Raw genomic sequence first — 18,137 nt, forward strand, 5'->3', positions numbered from 1 at the left:
ACCTCCAGGCTTTTACTTCTGCCAGCCGCCGCTAACAACCAGTTCTTCACCCCTGTCCTGGCGCCGTACCGCCTCCAGGCAATGGCGGAAAATACCTGCCAGTTCCTCCTGGCTGATATCGCGGCCACCCAGGCCGCCGATGAAGCCGGCCACCTGCGGCTGCGCCGGTAGATCAGCCAGGGCCGCCTTTACTTCCGTGGCCAGCACCCCTTCATAACCGAAGGAGCAATCGCGATCCAGGACGGCAACTACTCGCGCCCTGCTAAGGGCCGCCCGGAGGTCTTCCACCGGGAAAGGCCGGAAACTCCGCAGGCGCAAGAGGCCTACCGCTTCACCCTGCCGGCGTAAATACTCCACCACTTCCCGGGCCGTTCCGGCGGTGGCACCCATGACGACCAGCACCACGCTGGCATCATGGCAATAATAAAGGTCCACCAGGCCGCCGTAGCTGCGCTGGAAGTGGGCCTGAAACTCCCGGTCTACTTCCTTAATAACCTCTTTCGCTTTCAGTATGGCCTGCTGCTGGTAATACTTAAAGGCAGAATACAGGTCCGGCCCCGCACCGACGCCAAAGACATAGGGCCGCTGCGTATCCACACTATACTCCGGCCGGTAAGACGGGAGGAAGCGGTCCACGGCCTCCTGGTCCGGCACGTCCACAATTTCTTCCGTGTGGGAGAGGACATAGCCGTCCAGGCAGACCATAACCGGCGTCAGCACCTCCGGGTGGGCCGCAATTTTATAGGCCTGCAGGCAGGTGTCCAGGGCTTCCTGGGCCGTTTCCACGTAGAGCTGGATCCAGCCCGTATCGCGGCAGGCAACGGCGTCCTGGTGATCGGCCCAGATGGTCCAGGGAGCCGCCAGGCCGCGGTTGGCCACAGCCATGACCATGGGTACGCGGCAGCCGCTGACATAATGGAGCATTTCAAACATGTAGGCCAGCCCCTGGGAAGAGGTGGCCGTAAAGACCCGCGTTCCCGTAACTGCCGCCCCGTAGCAGGCCGCCAGGGCGGCATGTTCAGATTCCACCCTTATATAGTCCGCTTCCATGGAACCGGCGGCTATGTATTCTGCTATTTTCTCCACAATGGTCGACTGGGGAGTAATGGGATAGGCGGCCACCACTTCCGTCCGGGCGAGTTTAACGGCCGCCGCCACCGCCTCGTTACCGTTCAGATAGGCGCGCATCGTTACTACCTTCTTCCACCAGGGTCAGGGCTTCCCGCGGGCACTCCGCCACACAGATGCCACAGCCCTTGCAAAAATCTAGATTCAGGCTAACTATACTTTCGCCCCTGGTAAAGCAGCCTTCCGGGCAAAAGAGCCAGCAGGTGAGGCAATTATTACAGCGTTTAGGATTTAGAACCGGCCGTACCAAGCGCCAGGAACCGGTAGTCGTACTCAATAAGGGTGTTGCCAGGTTGGGCCCCTTCCTTAAATCACCTTCAGTCAGCACTCACTAACGCCTCCCTCTTAACCCGGCTGCCACTGGCTATTGCCTCCTTACCGCCGAGAACCTTTGCCAGGTCATAGGCTCGCCGGGCCAGGGCAATGTTTTGGGCAACCAGCTCTTGTGGCAGGACGGCAGCGATGGCTTTTTCTACCGCCTCCAGGGAAAGGAGGCCGGTCGCCCCGGCCAGGGCCACCACCATGGCTGTATTGACTATTGGAACGCCCAGTACTTCCCGGGCCAGACGGGTGGCGTCAAGGTAATAGACCCGGGCGCGGTCCAACGCCCGTACAGCCGCCTTCTCCCGGCCGGCATTGATGAGGACCGTCCCCCCTGGTGCCAGGCCGGCAAAGACATCAGTGCTCTCCAGCAAGGTGGCGTCCAGTACCACCACATAATCAGGGTTATAGATCTGGCTGCGGTCGCGAATGGGCCGGTCATCCAGGCGGGTAAAGGCCGTCACCGGCGCTCCCCGCCTTTCCGTGCCAAAGGAAGGAAAAGACTGGGCATACCAGTCCCCATAGACAGCTGCCGCCAGGCCAAAGATGCGCGCCGCAGTAACGGCGCCCTGGCCGCCACGACCATGCCAGCGAATCTGTAACATTTTTCTACCCCCTACCTTCCTATTCTACCACCAGGTAATATCAGTAGCAAGTAATATTTGTCGATAAAAAAGACCACCTTGGTAAGGTGGCCCTTACTCCCAATCCTTCTCCCGGGCGATTAATTCCCTTAAGCGCTGCTCATAAAAACCGGCCAGCTCTTCAGCCATCTCCTGGGAAAAAGCTTCGCTGTAAATGCGGTAATGGGGTGTTTCCCCGTCGGGGAATACCAGGGACCAGCCATCTTTATGGCGTATCTGGACTCCGTCCAGCAGTTCCACCCTTTCGGCCGGTTCCTCGCTGATCAAGGTCCGCATAACCCGGCCCTTGGCTTCCCACGGGCAGGGTACGGTCCGGGTAACGGTATGGAATGCGGGCAGGCCGGCCACCGCTTCAGCCAGGCTCTCATCCCGCCGGGCCAGCCAGTCCAGGATATAAAGGAGGGCTGCCAGGGCATCCAGCTGCAGGTGCTGCTGCTCCGGGGCGGCTTCACCATCCACCCTGGCCATGGCTTCCTGGTGGATACCGGGATGGCTCTTCACTCGCTCCACCCTTCCCCCCAGGCGCCCGGCCACCAGTTCCACCACCCGGGATGCCGTCACCGGCAGGACCAGGCGCGCCTCCCGGTTGGCTTCCAGGTAGACCCGGGCCAGGAGGGCCTGTTGCTGGGAGGTTGTCAACCGGCGGCCTTCACCGGTAAAAAGTATTAATTCCTCGCCATTTTGATCAAGGGCTGCTCCCAGCCCCGCACCATAGCGTTCGATTTCTGCGGCGAAAAAGGGCATATCCTCCTGGATAGCCCCCCATCCTTTCCCGGGGTCGAAATCCAGCCGGACCACGTCGGCGCCGGCCCGCTGTAAAACCTCGGCGGCCAGGGCGGCTATTTCTCCCTGGCACCCCAGGGCTATCCGTACCGGCCTTCTCTTTAGCCCATTGTCCCCCAGGGTCGACAGTAACCACTCGCGGTAAGCTTCCTTCAGGGTCGGGAAATAGGTAGTGGCCTGTACCTCTTTCACCTGGCGGCCGTCTTCCCGCCAGTAGAGGTTTTCGATTTTACGCACCGCTCCAGGGGCTAAATCGTGGCCGCGCTCATTGACCAGGTGCAACCAGACCTTATCCCGGTTAGCAGCATCCTGTTTAATATGGCAGCCACCGGCCAGCCTTAAAGAGCGGACGGCAAAACGATGGAGCGGAGTTGGTAACTGGCCCAGGTCGGCCACCTTGACCCCGGCAGCCATCAGGCCGGCGGCCATGGCCTTAAAGAGCATTTCCCCGGCCCCGCCGGCAAAGGTGCTCAAGCCCACCATGGCCCCTGGTTTAAAACTGGCCCCATAGGCCAGCCCCATGCGGGTGACCTGGAGGGGGGTTAAATCTCCTTTCAGGTAACCTGGCGCCTGGCTGCCAACAAAGAGGGGCCGGCCCGTCCCCTGGCCCCAGATGAGGCTTTCATGGACCACCGTCTCCCGTCCCAGGATTTTCTCAGGCCAGACCTTTACCTCCGGCCGCACCTCCGCCCCGGCGTCTACCAGGCTGCCGTCACCGATAACCGCGCCTTCATAAATCCGCACCTGCCGCTGCAGGCTGGCCCGGCTGCAGACCACTGCCCCCCGGAGGCTGGTTCCTTCCCCGACATACACATTATCCCAGAGGATGGACCTTTTGACGCTGGCTCCTTCATCCACCCGGGTGTATGGCCCCAGGACGCTAAAAGGACCGACCGCAGCCCCGGGGCCGATACGGCAATAGCTGCCTATCAGAACCGGGCCTGCTATCCTGGCCGCAGGGTCAATCTCCACTCCTTCACCGGTAACAATACCCTTACCCCGGTCTTCCCCCACCACCCTTACTTTAACGTTACCGCTCAAGATATCCTCCTGGGCCTGCCTGTATTGCGTTAAATTACCGATATCGCACCAGTAGCCGGAGAGGGTCACCCCGAAAAGGGGCCGTTTTTCCTTCAGCAACCGGGGGAAGAGGTCCTTGCTGAAGTCAAAGGGCTGCCCCTCCGGCACCAGTTCCAGGACCCCGGGTTCTAGTATATAGATGCCGGTATTGACCCGGTCGCTGAAAACCTCCCCCCAGCTGGGCTTTTCCAGGAAGGAGCGAATGCTGCCGTCCGGATTGGTAATCACCACCCCGTACTCCAGAGGGTTGTCAACTGTCGTCAGTACCAGGGTGGCCAGGGCGCCGCTTTCCTTGTGCCGGGCAATAGCCGGCCGCAGGTCAAAATCCGTCAGGGCGTCGCCACTTACCACCACAAAGGTTTCATCTAAAAAGGAAGCCGCGTTTTTAACGCTGCCGGCGGTACCCAGGGGTTTATCCTCCACGAAATAATGCAAGTGCAGGCCAAAATCACTGCCGTCACCGAAGTATTCCTCTATTAAACGCGGTAAGTACTGCAGGGTCACCCCTACTTCTTTGATACCCAGGTCACGTAACAGATCCACACAGTATTCCATTACCGGCCGGTTGGCCACCGGCACCAGGGGTTTGGGCCGCTTGCAGGTCAGGGGCCTGAGCCTCGACCCCTCCCCGCCGGCCATGATAATCGCCTTCATAGTCTACCTCCTGCAAGATCCAGATTAGCACTTTTTAGCATTTTGCCCCTTCTCCCCATAAAAAATTCCCGGCGGGCCTTTAATCCTTAAGACCCACCGGGAATTCTCCTCATGCCATGGCTACTGTCCTTCCGCCAGGCTGGCGGAAGTTAACGGGCATCGTTTCCGGTTACTGTTTTACCTGCAGGGCCCGGACCAGGGCGGCAGCAGCTTCGGCACGGGTCACAGTATGGTTCGGTTCGAAGGTAGAGCCATTGCCCTTCAAGATACCTAAGCCCCACGTCAGAGCCACATAGCCAAGGGAACCGGGGGCGAGGGAGCCGGCATCACTGTAGGGGACTTTATAGATCCCCTCCACCCGGGCGGCGCGCTCCAGGTTTAAGAAACGGATCAAGAACTTCGCCAAGAGTTCCCGGCTGACGGTGGCCCCGGCCTGCAAGTCTTCCTGCAGCCACTTCTCATCCCGGGCCCGCTTCAGAATCTCCTCGTCCTTCATGTCTTTATAACCCCAGACGCCGTTCCTGGCCATGAGCATGGCCCGTAACATAGAAACAACAGTGATGTTTTCATCAGGACGAAAAGCGTCGCCGTATTCCCCGAAGAGCCCGGCCTGGCCCAGGAGGTTGATTTCCTTTTCGGCAAAATTGCCGGCGATGTCGTTGAAACGGTAGGGCCGGGGTTGCTGGGCGATGGGTTTGCCCTCCCAGTCCAGGAACTGGCCGGTCCTGGCATCTATCATGTCGGAGGTGGCACTGCTGGTATCACCAAGGGGCTGGTAGACCAGGCGTAATTCACCCTGACCCGGACCGCCCGGGCTGTAGATGCGGGTATAGCTCAGGGTCAGGGGACGGTTTTTCAGGAAGGTTTCTACTGCCTGCTGCCCATCGAGGATTTTCGTGGCTGCCGGAAAATCAAAATTGCCCCAGTTAAGGTTGTAGCTGGTGATGCGCCCGGCCACTGCGTCCACCGTCACGTTGATGCCGTTGCCGGGGAATGGGATGCCGTTGACCAGGCGGCGGTAGTAAAAGTACTGGACCGCCGGGTTCTTGCCGTCCTCCATGATTACCGGCTCCCAGCCGGGCCGGCTGTTTTCATCCAGCCGAACTTCCTTGAAGCGTTGCGGTTGTACCTTTTGCAGGAAATCCTCGACCAGGCGCTGCGCCGCTTTGCGGTCCAGTTTGCCGCTCCTGTCATTGCCGGAAGGGGTAGAGGGCAGGTCAAATCCCAGCAATTCACCATTGCCGGCATTGACCCTGGCGCTCATAAAATTGACTTTTCCCGTTTGGGGTTTATCGCTGCTCCAGGTTAAATTCCAGCTGCGGATTTCCGGGTCCTGCCAGTCGGCGTAGAGGTTGGCGCTGCGTAAGGTGAGGCCGGCCGGGATATCCACCCACTTCTTAACGGCGGCAATAGCTTCTTCCCGGCTGATTAATTTGGCGGTTTTTTCGATTTCCTTCATTTCTTCAGGGCTTAAGGGTTTGGACTGGGTGCCACCCTGTAAAGCCGCGGCCTTACGGGCCATCTCCAGAGAAGCATCTCCCATCCCCCCGGCGCCGCCTTTATCAAACCACCCGCCGTTTCCCAAATCTAGTGGTTTACCGCTCAGGGCATCAATCAACCCCCGGGAGGGATGGCTGAGCCGGTAAACCAGCAACACCGGGCGTTTCTCACCGGCGGCCAGGGGCCTGACAGGGGGTTGCAGGTAATACTGCAGTTCCAGCATGCCGGCGCTGGCAAATACCTCCCGCGCCTTTTCCGGAGATATGGCTCCTGTGGCCGCAGGGAAATCGACTTTCGTCCAGTTGAGGTTGTAGTTCGTTACCTGGCCGTCATCGCCGCGGACGGTTATGGTCACGCCATTACCCGGGAAGGGAATGCCATTGACTACCCGCTGCCAGCGGAAGGTATAACTAACCGGTCCATAATTGTTCAAGGGAATTAGTTGATTATCATCGGGCAGGGGTTGCAATTCAGGAACATAGCTGGCAGCCAGACGGTTTAACAGTTCAACCGCCACCCGGCGGGCCTCGGCGGCGGAAATAACCGGCAGCCGCAGGCCCGGTTCGGGCCGTTTTTCCGGTTTCCAGGTATTCATATTTAAGATTTCACCCGTTTTGGCATCCACATCGGCGTTAAAACTGCCACCCGGCTCGCCGGGAGCATTCCAGTGCAGGGACCAGGTCTGGCGGTTATCGTAGCTGTTGTAACTAGAGGTAAAAATATTATACTCTTTAGGAATATTAAAGTTGTCTTTAACCGCGCGAATAGCTTCCTCCAGGGAAACAGCTGGTGTATCGCCCGCTACGGCTATGCCGGGAAAAAAGGACAATAGTAATAAGGCCATCAGGCCCCAGGCCAGCAAGCGTCGCCAAATTCTTACCACCTTGCTCTTCCTCCTTTAGCTCCTCCTTGGGATATGTCTAAGATCGGGCGCTTTTAAACCTGCCAGAAGCGTTAAATTTATCCGTCCCTTCAGATCATGAGCATTTCCCTCCTTCCCCGGTCTCCACCCGGTGGCTCCGTCCTTCCTGACTATATAGACGCCGGACAGGGGAAAAAGTTCCCATTTGCAGAACTCTACCCCTCCCCTCTACCCCGGCGCTGGTTCACCAGGGCGGCCCGGCGTTGGGGCAGGTCATAGCGACCTGCCAGTGGTAACGGCTGTTCCCGGGGCGGTTCTGCCCCCGTGGGGGGCGTAAAGCGCCAGAGGCGGGCGACCACTGAGGGCCGCTCCGGCCAGGGGGTGCGCCGGTACTGGCTGTAAACCTCCTGGTAGACATCAACCGTCCGCCGGGCAATATTTTCCCAGTCGTAAACTTCCGTTACCAGGCGGCGGCCGTTGGCCCGTAACCTTTCCGCCAGGGCTTCATCCTGTAATACGGCCAGGATATTATCGGCCAGGGAACCGGCATTACCCGGCAAGGCGCGCATACCGTCAACGCCATGGGTGATAATCTCCACTAGGCCGCCCGTCTCGCTGGCCACCACCGGCGTCCCGGCCGCCATGGCCTCCAGGGCCACAATGCCAAAGGGCTCGTACAGGCTGGGGAAAACGGCCACCCTGGCGGCATGGTAAAGCTGGTTGCGGGTATGATCGTCAATATAGCCGGCAAAATAGACCTTGTGGCTGATGCCCAGCTCCCGGGCCCGGTTCTGGAGCTGGCTTTCCATGGGCCCCTGGCCGGCCACCACCAGCTTGGCCTCCGGGCAGGCGGTTAAGATCCGGGGCATGGCTTCCAGGAGGACCTGGACCCCCTTTTCGATTACCAGGCGGCCGACGAAGAAGATGATCTTTTCGTGGGGGGCGGCGTAACGCTGCCGCACCATTGGGTCAACGGCCACGACCCGGAATTTCTGGCTGTAAACCCCGTTGGGGATAATGGTAATTTTATCGGCCGGCAACTGGAATAATCCCTGGACTTCCTGGCGCATATGCTGGCTGCAGACGATTACCCGCCAGGCCTCATAGGTCAGCCACCATTCCACGCTGTTAATGTAGCGCTGCATGTCATTATATAAGCCGCGGTTGCGGCCGGCTTCGGTAGCATGAATGGTGGCAATGAGGGGCAAGCGGTGGGCATGTTTTAAAGCCCGGCCGGTAAAGGCCACCAGCCAGTCATGGGCGTGGATAATCTGGAAGGGGCCATACTTACGCATGAGGATCATTGCTTCCTCCAGAAAGCGGGCATTGAGCTGCAGCACCCAGGTGAGAAAATCGGGGGCATGAACAGGGTAGGCTTCCACCCGGTGGACAATTACCCCGTTTTCCCGGTTTTCACAAACCTGGCCGGGCCGTCCGAGGGTCAGCACATGGACATCATGGCGCAGGTGCGCCAGGGATATGGCCAGGTCCTCCACATGCCGGGCCAGCCCGCCGACACTCTGCGGGGGATATTCCCAGGAAAGCATTAAGATACGCATAACCTGCCACCTTCACTAAATTTCTACCTTCTTATTTTGGCAGTGCCGGCCAATCTTATACCGCATAATTTGCCCCGGATAGATAAAACCTAGTAGCAAGTTACTGATTTGGAGGTTCCAGTATGCCCGAATTACGCCAGGACCCGGTGAGCGAGCGCTGGGTAATCATTGCCACTGAGCGGGCCAAACGACCGTCGGACTTCAAGCCTCCTCATAAAGAAAAGAATGGCAACGCCAGCTGCCCCTTCTGTCCCGGCCACGAAAAGGAAACACCGCCGGAAGTTCTGGCCTTCCGCGCCGCTAACACTGAACCTGATACCCCTGGCTGGCAGGTACGGGTAGTGCCCAACAAGTTTGCCGCCCTGGTGGCCGGCGGGGAGGTGGCCAGCGAAAGTAAAGGGATGTACCGGACTATGTCCGGTACCGGTGTGCATGAGGTTATCATCGAGGGTCCCGATCATGATACCTTTTTCCCCGATCTGACTCCCGAGCATGCTGTCCAGGTTCTCAAAGCCTGGCGGCAGCGTTACCTGCAACTGGAGCGGGACAAAAGGCTGCAATACATCCAGCTCTTTAAAAACCACGGCCCTACCGCCGGGGCTTCCTTGGAACACCCCCACAGCCAGCTCATTGCCACCCCCCTGGTGCCGGGAGCCGTTAACGAGGAGATGGCCAGGATCAAAGCTTACTGGCAGGAAAAAGAACGCTGCCTTTTCTGCGACCTCATGAAAACGGAACTGGAAACAGGAGCCAGGGTAGTCGCCTTTAATAAAGAATTCCTGGCCTTCTGCCCCTTTGCCTCCCGTTTCCCCATGGAAATGTGGATCATGCCCAGGCGTCACCAGGCCGGTTTCGGCACCTGCAATGATGAGCAGCTGGAGCAACTGGCCGCCATCCTCCAGGATATCCTGGGCCGGTTGAAACAGGCCGTTAACGACCCGCCCTTTAACCTGGTCCTGCATACCGCACCCCTACGCAGGGAGGACAGTATCTACCACTGGCATTTTGAACTCCTGCCCAGGCTGACCATTGTTGCCGGTTTTGAATGGGGGACGGATATGTACATCAACCCCACGCCGCCGGAAATTGCCGCCCAATCTCTAAATGAAATAAGCGTAAGCCCCGAGGAGGAAGGTTAATGTCTGAACCCTTAAAAATCCTATTTGTCTCGCCTGAAGTAGCCCCCCTGGCCAAGACCGGGGGCCTGGCCGACGTGGCCGGCAGCCTCCCCAAAGCCCTGGCCGCCCGGGGCCACGAGGTGCGGGTGGCTATGCCCCGTTATCGCCAGGTCAAGAATGTTGATTACCTCACCGACCTGCCGGTGGAAATGGATGGCAGCCTGGAGACGGCCATTATCCGCCGGGCGCAGCTGGCAGGGGATCGACCCGTACAGGTCTACCTCATTGATAATTACAAGTTTTTCTGGCGGGACGGCATGTACTGCTATGCCGACGACGCGGCCCGTTTTAATTTTTTTTGCAAGGCCGTCCTGTCCATGCTGCCCTGGCTGGAGTTCCAGCCGGATATTATCCACTGCAATGACTGGCAGACGGGCCCCATCCCCCTTTTCCTCAAAGTCAAGCACGAGGATAACCCCTTTTACCGGCAAACGGCAACCATCTACACCATCCATAACCTCCAGTACCAGGGGACCTTCCCCCGCCAAACCTTGAAGATTATGGCCCTGGGTGAGGAATTTTTTACCCCCGAGCGACTGGAGTTTTACGGCCAGGTCAGTTTCATGAAGGCCGGGATCCTGTACGCTGATTTAATCAACACCGTCAGCAAGAAATACGCCCTGGAAATCCAGACCCCCGAATACGGGGAGCGCCTGGACGGCCTGCTGAGGAAACGCGCCGCGGATCTACGGGGAATTTTGAACGGTATTGACTACCAGGAGTTCAACCCGGCCACCGACCGGCGCCTGGCCGTCAATTACGACGCCGGGCACCTGGAAAAGAAAAAGGAGAACAAGGCGGCCCTGCAAAGGGAAATGGAACTGCCGGTCAAGGATGTACCCCTCCTGGGCCTCATTTCCCGCCTGGTGAATCAGAAGGGGCTGGATCTGCTGGCCGCCATTCTCGACCCTCTGCTGCAGCAGGACCTGCAGTTCGTCCTCCTGGGCAGCGGCGAGGATTATTACCAGCAGCTTTTCTCCCGTTACAAGATCAAATACCGGGATAAAATGGCCGTCAAAATCGGCTTTGACCCGGTACTCGCCCAGCGGATTTATGCCGGCTGCGATATCTTTCTCATGCCCTCGCGCTTTGAACCCTGCGGCCTGGGCCAGATGATCAGCCTGCGCTACGGCACCGTACCGGTGGTCCGGGCCACGGGCGGCCTGGAGGATACCATCAAGGACTTCCACCAGTACCCAGGGAGCGGTAACGGCTTTTCCTTCCGCGATTACCAGCCCCAGGCCCTCCTGGATACCATTAATCGCGCCCTCCACGTTTACCGGAACGAGCCGGAGGAGTGGCGTAATCTGATCCGGCGGGGCATGGCGGCTGATTTTTCCTGGAACGCCTCGGCCGGTCAATACGAAGATATGTACAGGGAAGCCCTCCAGAAGAGGATGGCTGCCCAGGTTAAAGCGGGGTAAGGAGAACTGTTACCGGCACTTACGTTTCGAAACTCCGGGACATACCCCCGCTTAGTTAAACTTGTCTTAGCTCCGCCTGCCCGGGACCAGCCCGGGCAGGTATTTTTCCCGCACTTTTTCCCCCTCCCTGCATAAGATCATCATGGAACCCGTTTGGGGTTGCAAGGGCGTGACCCCGGTGGGCAGCGGCGTCCAGAGGAAGGGTTCTCAATTTAAGGGCGTTTTTGACAGCCTGCTGGGGAGGGATTTATTTATGTGTGGAATCACCGGCTGGGTGGACTGGGAGGTGGATCTAAGCCGGCAACAGCCTGTCCTGGAGGCCATGACGGCCACCCTGGCCTGCCGCGGGCCGGATGCCTCCGGGGTATGGCTTTCCCCCCGGGCCGCCCTGGGCCACCGCCGCCTGATTGTCGTTGATCCTGCCGGCGGCGGCCAGCCCATGGTACGCCGCCGCGGCAGCCAGACCTTTGTCATATCCTATAATGGTGAACTGTACAACACACCCGACCTGCACCGGGAGCTGGAAGCCCGGGGCTATACCTTCCAGGGGCACTCAGATACGGAAGCGCTGCTGGCGGCCTATATGGAATGGGGGCCGGCCTGCGTCGAACGTTTTAATGGCATTTTTGCCTTTGCCATCTGGGATGAGGCCAGGCAATGCCTGTTCCTGGCCCGGGACCGCCTGGGCGTCAAACCCCTCTTTTATACGCAAAGTGGTAGTGCCTTCCTCTTTGGTTCGGAATTGAAAGCCTTGCTGGCGCACCCGGCAGTGGAAGCGGAGGTGGACGCCGAAGGGCTGGCCGAAATTTTTGTCCTGGGGCCGGCCCGGACACCGGGGCACGGGGTATTTCGCAACGTAGCCGAGTTGAAGCCCGGCTACTACCTGATTTATGACCGCCAGGGCATCCGCCAGCACCAGTACTGGGCCCTGGTAAGCCGGCCCCACCCGGATGACCTGGAGACCACTACCGCTAAAGTCCGCCAGCTTTTGCAGGATACGGTAGAGCGGCAGCTGGTGGCCGATGTGCCCGTCTGCACCCTGCTCTCCGGGGGGTTGGATTCCAGCGCCGTTACCGCCTTTGCCGCCCGGGCCTTTCAGGAGCGGGGGCTGGGGCCCATCCATACCTGGTCGGTAGACTACGTCGACAATGACCGTTATTTCCGGCCCAGCCATTTCCAGCCCCATAGCGATGCCCCCTGGGTAGAACTCGTTTCCCGCCACCTTGATACCAGGCACCATTACGTCTTTATCGACACCCCCGAACTGGTAGCCTCCCTGACTGCGGCCATGCGCGCCCGGGACCTGCCGGGGATGGCTGATGTGGATTCTTCCCTGTACCTCTTCAGCCGGGAAATTAAAAAAGAAGCTACAGTCGCCCTGTCCGGCGAGGCTGCCGACGAGGTTTTCGGCGGCTACCCCTGGTTCAGGAGCGAAAAGGCCATGGCCATGGCTACTTTCCCCTGGACCAGGGCCGGCCAGGAGAGGGTCCGCCTCCTTTCCCCCGAACTTAAAGCAATGGTCCGGCCGGAAGAGTATGTAGCTAGGCGGTACCAGGAAGCCCTGGAGGAAGTGCCCCGCCTGCCAGGGGAGGGTCCCCGGAGCGCCCGGTTGCGGGAATTCTCCTACCTTACCCTGACCCGCTTTATGCCGGTACTCCTGGACCGCAAGGACCGCATGAGCATGGCCGCGGGCCTGGAGGTCCGGGTGCCCTACTGCGACCACCGCCTGGTAGAGTATGTCTGGAACATCCCCTGGGAGATGAAGTTCCACGGCCAGATAGAAAAAGGCATCCTGCGCCGGGCTTTACGCGGGGTGCTGCCGGAGGAGGTCTTGCAGCGGCGCAAGAGCCCCTACCCCAAGACCTACAACCCGGCCTACCTGGATGCCGTCCGCACCTGGATGCTGGAGATTTTGAACGATCCCAGTTCGCCCCTGCTGCCCTTCATCGACGTGCCGGCCGTCCGCGACCTGGCCCAGTCAGAAGAAACCTTTGACCTGCCCTGGTTCGGCCAGCTCATGAGCGCCCCCCAGCTCTTCGCCTACCTGGCCCAGGCCGACACCTGGCTGCGGGAATACCGGGTAGCGGTGCGCTAACGCTATAAAATAAAGCCAGAGGCCCCGGATCAATCTCCGGGGTCTCTGGCTACTGTGGGATGATAAGGTTTTAAAGATAATAATCCATCAATAAGATCGAAGTGCTTCGTATTTTTGGTAACCAGGATGGCTTTCAACTCTAATGCGGTACTGGCAATAATAGCATCTACCGGTACCAAACCGTTAATCCTGTATTTTCGCAAAAGTTCTCCGGCGCGCCTGGCAATGTTGGACGAAACGGGAACAGGACTAAAACGCTTAAGTAAATTTTCTACCATTTCTTTCTCATTCTTTTTGGGCATAGTGCCAGCTAAAAGTTCCATTTCCGTAAGTACGGAAATATAACCTGTAAATTCACCCTGAAACACGCGTGATAAAAAATCAGTGGCAAGTTGAAAACCCCGGAGATGATCAATAAGGATATCAGAGTCTATGACAATGCTATTCACCGAGTAATTCCTCCAGGCGTCGGTGATCCGCTTGACGTAGTTCCCGGATGAAATTCTCGTTGATATCTGTTCTATCTTTCCATAAACCCGCCGTTGCTTTTAGTATGTCTTCACCTGTTTCCTGGCTCCCAGGTAAGGCCTTCTTTTTCAGCTCCAGCATGATAGTGTTTTCCCCTACCGATTTAACCAGGAGGGCATCACCTGTATGAATCTTTAGCTGGCGTCGAATCTCTGAAGGTATGGTTATTTGTCCTTTGGAAGAAATGCGTGTTTCCATAAATAATCTTACCCCCTTACCAATCCTGAGTTTATCATACCTGGTAAGCATTGTCAAGAATAGTAAGAAGAGTGTGGTGCTGTAATTATCTGAATCCGTGACAGCCAAATAACAAAATATCTGGATATGGCTCAAAACCTCGCGAAAAATAAGGTATAATGCTGCTTTGAAATTCAGGCTAAATAAGACCCGGATACCTGGTGTTTCCTCGCCGGATATTTCCCATGGGGATGTTATCACCTCTTACATCGGCTTGCTTTGTCAGGGTCGCAGTGATTTTGACCATATTGAGCTTTTTCGGGATGACCCCTTCTTCGCTGCGGCGCTGGGTATTCAGGATGTTCCTTCAAGCCCTACCCTGCGCCAGCGCCTGTATATGATAGCTCATAGTGTACCCTACCAGGAGATTATCCTCGAGGAAACGGCCAGGTTCCTTAAGAAACTTAAGGCACCGGTAACTCCTGTTACCCTGGGTTCCGGGGAACAAAAGCGCCAATATGTCCCTTTGGATATTGATGTTACTCCCTTTGATAATTCAAATTCCAAGAAAGAGGGTGTTTCCAGGACCTATAAGGGCTACGACGGTTATGCGCCTATCTTCGCCTACCTCCGTAGGGAAGGCTACTGTGTCAATACCGAACTGCGGGCCGGGAAACAGCATTGCCAAAAAGGGACGCCGGACTTCCTGCGCTGGGCTCTAACCGTTGCTCGCGCTATCACTTCGCTGCCACTTTTAGTACGGATGGATGGCGGTAATGACAGCCAAGATAATCTCCAGGTCTGTTTGGACCCGGAAATCAGTAAGCGTAAAATAACCCCCGCCTTGCATCTGAGGTGGGGGCAAAAACAAGCTTAATTATTCATCCGGCAAATAGGAGGCAAAGTTTCCGACCACGGCAGGAGTTGATCCAGGGCATTTTTGTCCTGGAGGTCCAGGTTGGGAAGTTTTTCGAAGAGGTAAATGAGATCGTGGAAGGGATTTAACCCGTTTTCCTTGGCCGTTTCTATGATGCTGTAGGTAATGGCGCTGGCTTTAGCACCACGCTGGGTGTTGGCAAACAACCAGTTCTTGCGGCCGATGACGAACGGCTTGATGGAGCGCTCGCTGCGGTTGTTGTCGAGTTCCAGACGCCCGTCTTGCAAGAAGGCTACGAGTTTATCCCACTGGCCCAGGCAATAGTAAATTGCCTGCCCAAAGGAACTTTTGGGCAGTACCCGGGCTTTTTGGTTTTTAAGCCACGCCAAAAAGGCGTCCAGCACGGGCCGGCTGCGCACCTGGCGGATTTGATATCGTTCCTCTGGTGTTGCCTCTTTCAACTCACGCTCGATGGCAAAGAGCCGGTTGCAGTACTCCAGCCCCTCCCGGGCGGCTACGGGTGCATTGCGTTTATCTTCCGGCAGGGCCTTTAAGGCTTCGTCGAACTTGCGCCGGGCATGGGCCCAGCAGCCGACCAGGGTGACATCCAGAAGTTCATTGTAGCCAGCATAGCCGTCAACGTGTAAATAACCCTTAAAACCCGCCAGCAAGCGGCGGGGGTGTTTGCCGGCCCGGGTGGTCTGGTAGTCGTAAAGGATTATAGGAGGTCCGTCCCGCCCGGTACGGTAAAGCCAGAGATAAGACTTGGTGGTAGCTTCCCTCCCGGGTTCCTGAAGCACCTGTAAGGTGGTCTCGTCGGCATGGAGGATATCTCTTTTAAGCAGGTGTTCATGGAGGCGGTCGAAAATAAGGGTTAGCCAGGTGTTGGCTCCATGGAGCACCTAGTTGGCCATTGTCTGCTGGGAAAGGTCTATCCCCAAACCTTTAAACTGCTGCTCCTGGCGGTAGAGGGGTAGGCCTGCCCCGTATTTCTGGGTCATAATGTAGGCCATGAGGGAGGGTGATACCGGGCTTCCGGGAAGTAAGGGGGCCGGAATAGGTGCCGTGATAACGGGAGTGGTTATCTCTTCCCGCTCGCAGCGGCGGCAGGAATAGACGTAGCGCACATGCTTAACCACTTTCACCTGGGCCGGGATGACCTTAAGTTCCTGCCGCACCTCGGTGCTCATCTCATGCAAAGGGCCGCCGTGAGCTTTGGCAGAGCCGTTCTTCTTCCGGCAGGCGGTGCTCTACTACTTCTACCGGCAGATCTTCCAGGTTCATCTCCCGGCGGCCGCGCCCTTTGCGGCGCTGGTAGGTGATGGTTTCCAAATCCGGCTCAGGTGCATCCGGCCGGGCTTCCGCTTCCGCTTCGTTAAAAAGTAAAAGCTGCTCTTTCAAAGGCTCAGTCCGTTCGCTGGAAACACCGAATTGCCGCCTTTTATTTAAACGAAACTGCTCCATAAACCAGTTTAGCTTGGCGGTTAGTTCGGCATTCTCCCGTTCCAGCTGGACACATCGCTCTCGCAGCTCTTCTATGGTCATGGCAGCGATAGATTGCGAATTAGTGTTCATGCATTAATGATTCGACGAATCGCGTCGAATTCCTCTAGAATTAACCACAAACAGAAAATATTTCTTTCTGGCGATTTCTATTACAAGATGATACGCGCTTTTACCTCAGGATGAGCTTTAGGCTGTTTTAAAGGGAGGCCGTCGAGTAGCCAGCGCAGCTCCCGGCGGCTGATGGTGATGGTTGCCGAAGTGGTATCTTGAGGCCAGGGAAATTTGCCCTTCTCCAGCCGGCGGTAATAAAGCCAGAAACCGTTATGCTCCCAATGGAGAATCTTTAGTTTATCGTGCTTGCGGTTACAGAAAACGAAAAGGCAAGAAGAGAAGGGGTCCAGCTCGAACCCTTCCTTGACCAGCACCGCCAGGCCGTCAATGGACTTGCGCAGATCGGTGGCGCCGCAGGCGAGATAAACCCGCTCGATGCCAGCTTCGTTTAGCATATCGCTACCAGCACCCGGACTACCTGAGAGAGCAAGGCCGGATCAAAACCGGGTCTTACCTCGATGTTGACCGGTCCTATTTTGACCAGTAAATTATTGCCCTGTTCTATAGAAGTCTGCTCGGTTATTTCTACCGGCAGCCATCGGTTTGTTTTTCCCCGGGCAATTCCGTCCTGGTCTTTATACTTCCGCAGCCAATACCATAATTGCTTGGGGTTAACGTCTTCATGAGAGGTGCACCATTCTCTGACGCTTTGCCCGCTGGCCTGGTATTCGGCTATCTGGGTTTCCCATAGTGCTTGCCGTTCGGCTTTGGTCATAATAAAAAATCCTCCTCAGCTTGTTTTCTGAGGAAGATTATTCCTTTATTGGCAACACCTATCTTAATTCATTACAGGAATGCTTTACTATATCTCAGCATATCATACGTGGTAAAGCAGTGTCAAGAAAAGTCCCTCTTTCCCGTATCAGCTTCCGGCAAAAGAAGGGGCTTTCTTTTACCTGCGTACCGCCAGGCTGGTTTCAAAAACCGGCGTGCCTGTTTGGCCGCTATTCTATCGCCGGAAACGTTGTGCCGGGAGGCACCTGCAAGAACAGATGATCCCACGGCCCCCGCAACAGCTGCCGCAGGTAATCCTTATTTCCACTGGTGATCTCAAAGTTTAACCCTAGTTTTTCCGCTGCCTCACGCGCCGCTTTCCTCGCCACATCTTCCCCCCGCCGCCCAGTATTTATATACACCATTCGGCGGTAATGGCGGAAAAGCTGGCGCATCAGGCTGCCACCTCGCTCTTCGCCATAGCGGGAAAGGCAGCGCTCGTACTCCCGTACCAGGTTTTCTTCTCCGGCCAGCCATCCGGCAGATAAAAAATAGGTGTCTGGCCCCCACTGCTGCCGGGCCTCCAGTGAGCCCAGTAATAAAGGGATGCAATCTTCGACCTTAGGGATAATTAGGGGCGCAGGTCCAGCCCGCAGGCCTTCCAGGGCTCCGCCGCAGAAACCGTAGCCCAGTAACACCAGTTCACTACCACAGGTGCCATCGATGGCCTCCTGTAAAGCCTGCCGCAACCGGTCCGGTGAGCGGTGCAACCCCTGGTCCAAGAAGTATAGTTCATACCCCTCCGGAGCCAGGACCGAAAGCTCCTCTTCCATAACTTTACAGGCAATAACTCGATATCGTCCCATTACATCCCACATTCCGCACCTTTGGATATAATTACCAATGTTTACTTGGAGCACTAAAAAATACTCCTACCCACCACCGCGGGGTGGGAAAAGGTAAATTTCCTTGCCGAAACCAGCAAGTTCAAGGGCT

At 57.1% G+C, this 18,137-nt stretch carries 14 protein-coding genes and 2 pseudogenes; 4 read left to right on the forward strand and 12 right to left on the reverse strand.

What is annotated here, in order from left to right:
* Positions 1–12: 12 nt before the first annotated feature.
* From porA to MOMUL_RS12675, 6 genes are all read right to left on the reverse strand, one after another.
* On the reverse strand, positions 13–1,188 hold the full coding sequence (gene porA, locus MOMUL_RS12650) for a pyruvate ferredoxin oxidoreductase (protein WP_062285342.1): 1,176 nt from the start codon (positions 1,186–1,188) through the stop codon (positions 13–15).
* Positions 1,166–1,456, reverse strand: coding sequence for a 4Fe-4S binding protein (locus tag MOMUL_RS12655; RefSeq protein WP_153018399.1), 291 nt, complete (start codon positions 1,454–1,456; stop codon positions 1,166–1,168). Before MOMUL_RS12655 ends, porA begins: the two co-directional genes overlap by 23 nt.
* Entirely contained in the window at positions 1,446–2,054 is a 609-nt protein-coding gene (locus tag MOMUL_RS12660; RefSeq protein WP_064774423.1) for a 2-oxoacid:acceptor oxidoreductase family protein, read from the reverse strand. The genes MOMUL_RS12655 and MOMUL_RS12660 overlap by 11 nt, the downstream gene beginning before the upstream one ends.
* Positions 2,055–2,147: 93 nt before the next feature.
* Positions 2,148–4,610 (reverse strand): sugar phosphate nucleotidyltransferase, encoded by a 2,463-nt coding sequence (locus tag MOMUL_RS17570; RefSeq protein WP_062285343.1) that lies wholly within the window; start codon positions 4,608–4,610, stop codon positions 2,148–2,150.
* A 169-nt stretch (positions 4,611–4,779) separates the two neighbouring features.
* Positions 4,780–6,993, reverse strand: a complete 2,214-nt coding sequence (locus tag MOMUL_RS12670) for a YcdB/YcdC domain-containing protein (protein ID WP_064774424.1) — start codon at positions 6,991–6,993, stop codon at positions 4,780–4,782.
* 194 nt (positions 6,994–7,187) lie between these two features.
* Positions 7,188–8,531, reverse strand: coding sequence for a glycosyltransferase family 4 protein (locus tag MOMUL_RS12675; protein WP_062285345.1), 1,344 nt, complete (start codon positions 8,529–8,531; stop codon positions 7,188–7,190).
* A 122-nt stretch (positions 8,532–8,653) separates the two neighbouring features.
* On the opposite strand from MOMUL_RS12675, the gene galT reads away from it, so the two are divergent.
* The 3 genes from galT (at position 8,654) to asnB (ending at position 13,228) form a co-directional block, all read left to right on the forward strand.
* Positions 8,654–9,670, forward strand: a complete 1,017-nt coding sequence (gene galT, locus MOMUL_RS12680) for a galactose-1-phosphate uridylyltransferase (protein ID WP_062285346.1) — start codon at positions 8,654–8,656, stop codon at positions 9,668–9,670.
* Positions 9,670–11,133 carry a glycogen synthase GlgA gene (gene glgA / locus MOMUL_RS12685; protein WP_062285347.1) on the forward strand — a complete coding sequence of 488 codons (1,464 nt, stop codon included), beginning with the start codon at positions 9,670–9,672 and terminating at the stop codon, positions 11,131–11,133. The genes galT and glgA overlap by 1 nt, the downstream gene beginning before the upstream one ends.
* Positions 11,134–11,386: 253 nt before the next feature.
* Entirely contained in the window at positions 11,387–13,228 is a 1,842-nt protein-coding gene (asnB, locus tag MOMUL_RS12690) for an asparagine synthase (glutamine-hydrolyzing) (RefSeq protein ID WP_062285361.1), read from the forward strand.
* A gap of 29 nt (positions 13,229–13,257) precedes the next feature.
* On the opposite strand, the gene MOMUL_RS12695 is transcribed toward asnB, so the two are convergent.
* Complete coding sequence (locus tag MOMUL_RS12695; RefSeq protein ID WP_062285348.1) at positions 13,258–13,677, reverse strand: type II toxin-antitoxin system VapC family toxin; 420 nt, start codon at positions 13,675–13,677, stop codon at positions 13,258–13,260.
* On the reverse strand, positions 13,670–13,954 hold the full coding sequence (locus tag MOMUL_RS12700; RefSeq protein ID WP_062285349.1) for an AbrB/MazE/SpoVT family DNA-binding domain-containing protein: 285 nt from the start codon (positions 13,952–13,954) through the stop codon (positions 13,670–13,672). The genes MOMUL_RS12695 and MOMUL_RS12700 overlap by 8 nt, the downstream gene beginning before the upstream one ends.
* A gap of 157 nt (positions 13,955–14,111) precedes the next feature.
* Between MOMUL_RS12700 and MOMUL_RS12705 the strand changes: the two are divergent.
* Positions 14,112–14,750: pseudogene (locus MOMUL_RS12705) on the forward strand (transposase); the annotation flags it as partial.
* Positions 14,751–14,806: 56 nt separating this feature from the next.
* Here the strand turns inward: MOMUL_RS12705 and tnpC are convergent.
* The 4 genes and pseudogenes from tnpC to MOMUL_RS12730 form a co-directional block, all read right to left on the reverse strand.
* Positions 14,807–16,385: pseudogene (gene tnpC / locus MOMUL_RS15880) on the reverse strand (IS66 family transposase).
* Positions 16,386–16,465: 80 nt separating this feature from the next.
* Entirely contained in the window at positions 16,466–16,822 is a 357-nt protein-coding gene (gene tnpB, locus MOMUL_RS12720; protein WP_062285351.1) for an IS66 family insertion sequence element accessory protein TnpB, read from the reverse strand.
* Positions 16,816–17,142: an IS66 family insertion sequence element accessory protein TnpA gene (tnpA, locus tag MOMUL_RS12725; protein ID WP_062285352.1), complete on the reverse strand. Its 327-nt coding sequence runs from the start codon at positions 17,140–17,142 to the stop codon at positions 16,816–16,818. Before tnpA ends, tnpB begins: the two co-directional genes overlap by 7 nt.
* 229 nt (positions 17,143–17,371) lie before the next feature.
* Complete coding sequence (locus MOMUL_RS12730; protein ID WP_169802206.1) at positions 17,372–18,019, reverse strand: DUF1638 domain-containing protein; 648 nt, start codon at positions 18,017–18,019, stop codon at positions 17,372–17,374.
* Between the last annotated feature and the right edge of the window lie 118 nt (positions 18,020–18,137).

Origin of the sequence: Moorella mulderi DSM 14980, from assembly GCF_001594015.1 — a bacterium.
Taxonomy (GTDB): Bacteria; Bacillota; DSM-521; order Neomoorellales; family Neomoorellaceae; genus Neomoorella; species Neomoorella mulderi.

Coding starts and splice junctions, on each gene's coding strand:
- porA (WP_062285342.1), bottom strand. CDS start 1,188: ATGCGCGCCTATCTGAACGGTAACGAGGCGGTGGCGGCGGCCGTTAAA.
- MOMUL_RS12660 (WP_064774423.1), bottom strand. CDS start 2,054: ATGTTACAGATTCGCTGGCATGGTCGTGGCGGCCAGGGCGCCGTTACT.
- MOMUL_RS17570 (WP_062285343.1), bottom strand. CDS start 4,610: ATGAAGGCGATTATCATGGCCGGCGGGGAGGGGTCGAGGCTCAGGCCC.
- MOMUL_RS12675 (WP_062285345.1), bottom strand. CDS start 8,531: ATGCGTATCTTAATGCTTTCCTGGGAATATCCCCCGCAGAGTGTCGGC.
- galT (WP_062285346.1), top strand. CDS start 8,654: ATGCCCGAATTACGCCAGGACCCGGTGAGCGAGCGCTGGGTAATCATT.
- glgA (WP_062285347.1), top strand. CDS start 9,670: ATGTCTGAACCCTTAAAAATCCTATTTGTCTCGCCTGAAGTAGCCCCC.
- asnB (WP_062285361.1), top strand. CDS start 11,387: ATGTGTGGAATCACCGGCTGGGTGGACTGGGAGGTGGATCTAAGCCGG.
- MOMUL_RS12700 (WP_062285349.1), bottom strand. CDS start 13,954: ATGGAAACACGCATTTCTTCCAAAGGACAAATAACCATACCTTCAGAG.
- tnpB (WP_062285351.1), bottom strand. CDS start 16,822: ATGCTAAACGAAGCTGGCATCGAGCGGGTTTATCTCGCCTGCGGCGCC.
- tnpA (WP_062285352.1), bottom strand. CDS start 17,142: ATGACCAAAGCCGAACGGCAAGCACTATGGGAAACCCAGATAGCCGAA.
- MOMUL_RS12730 (WP_169802206.1), bottom strand. CDS start 18,019: ATGTGGGATGTAATGGGACGATATCGAGTTATTGCCTGTAAAGTTATG.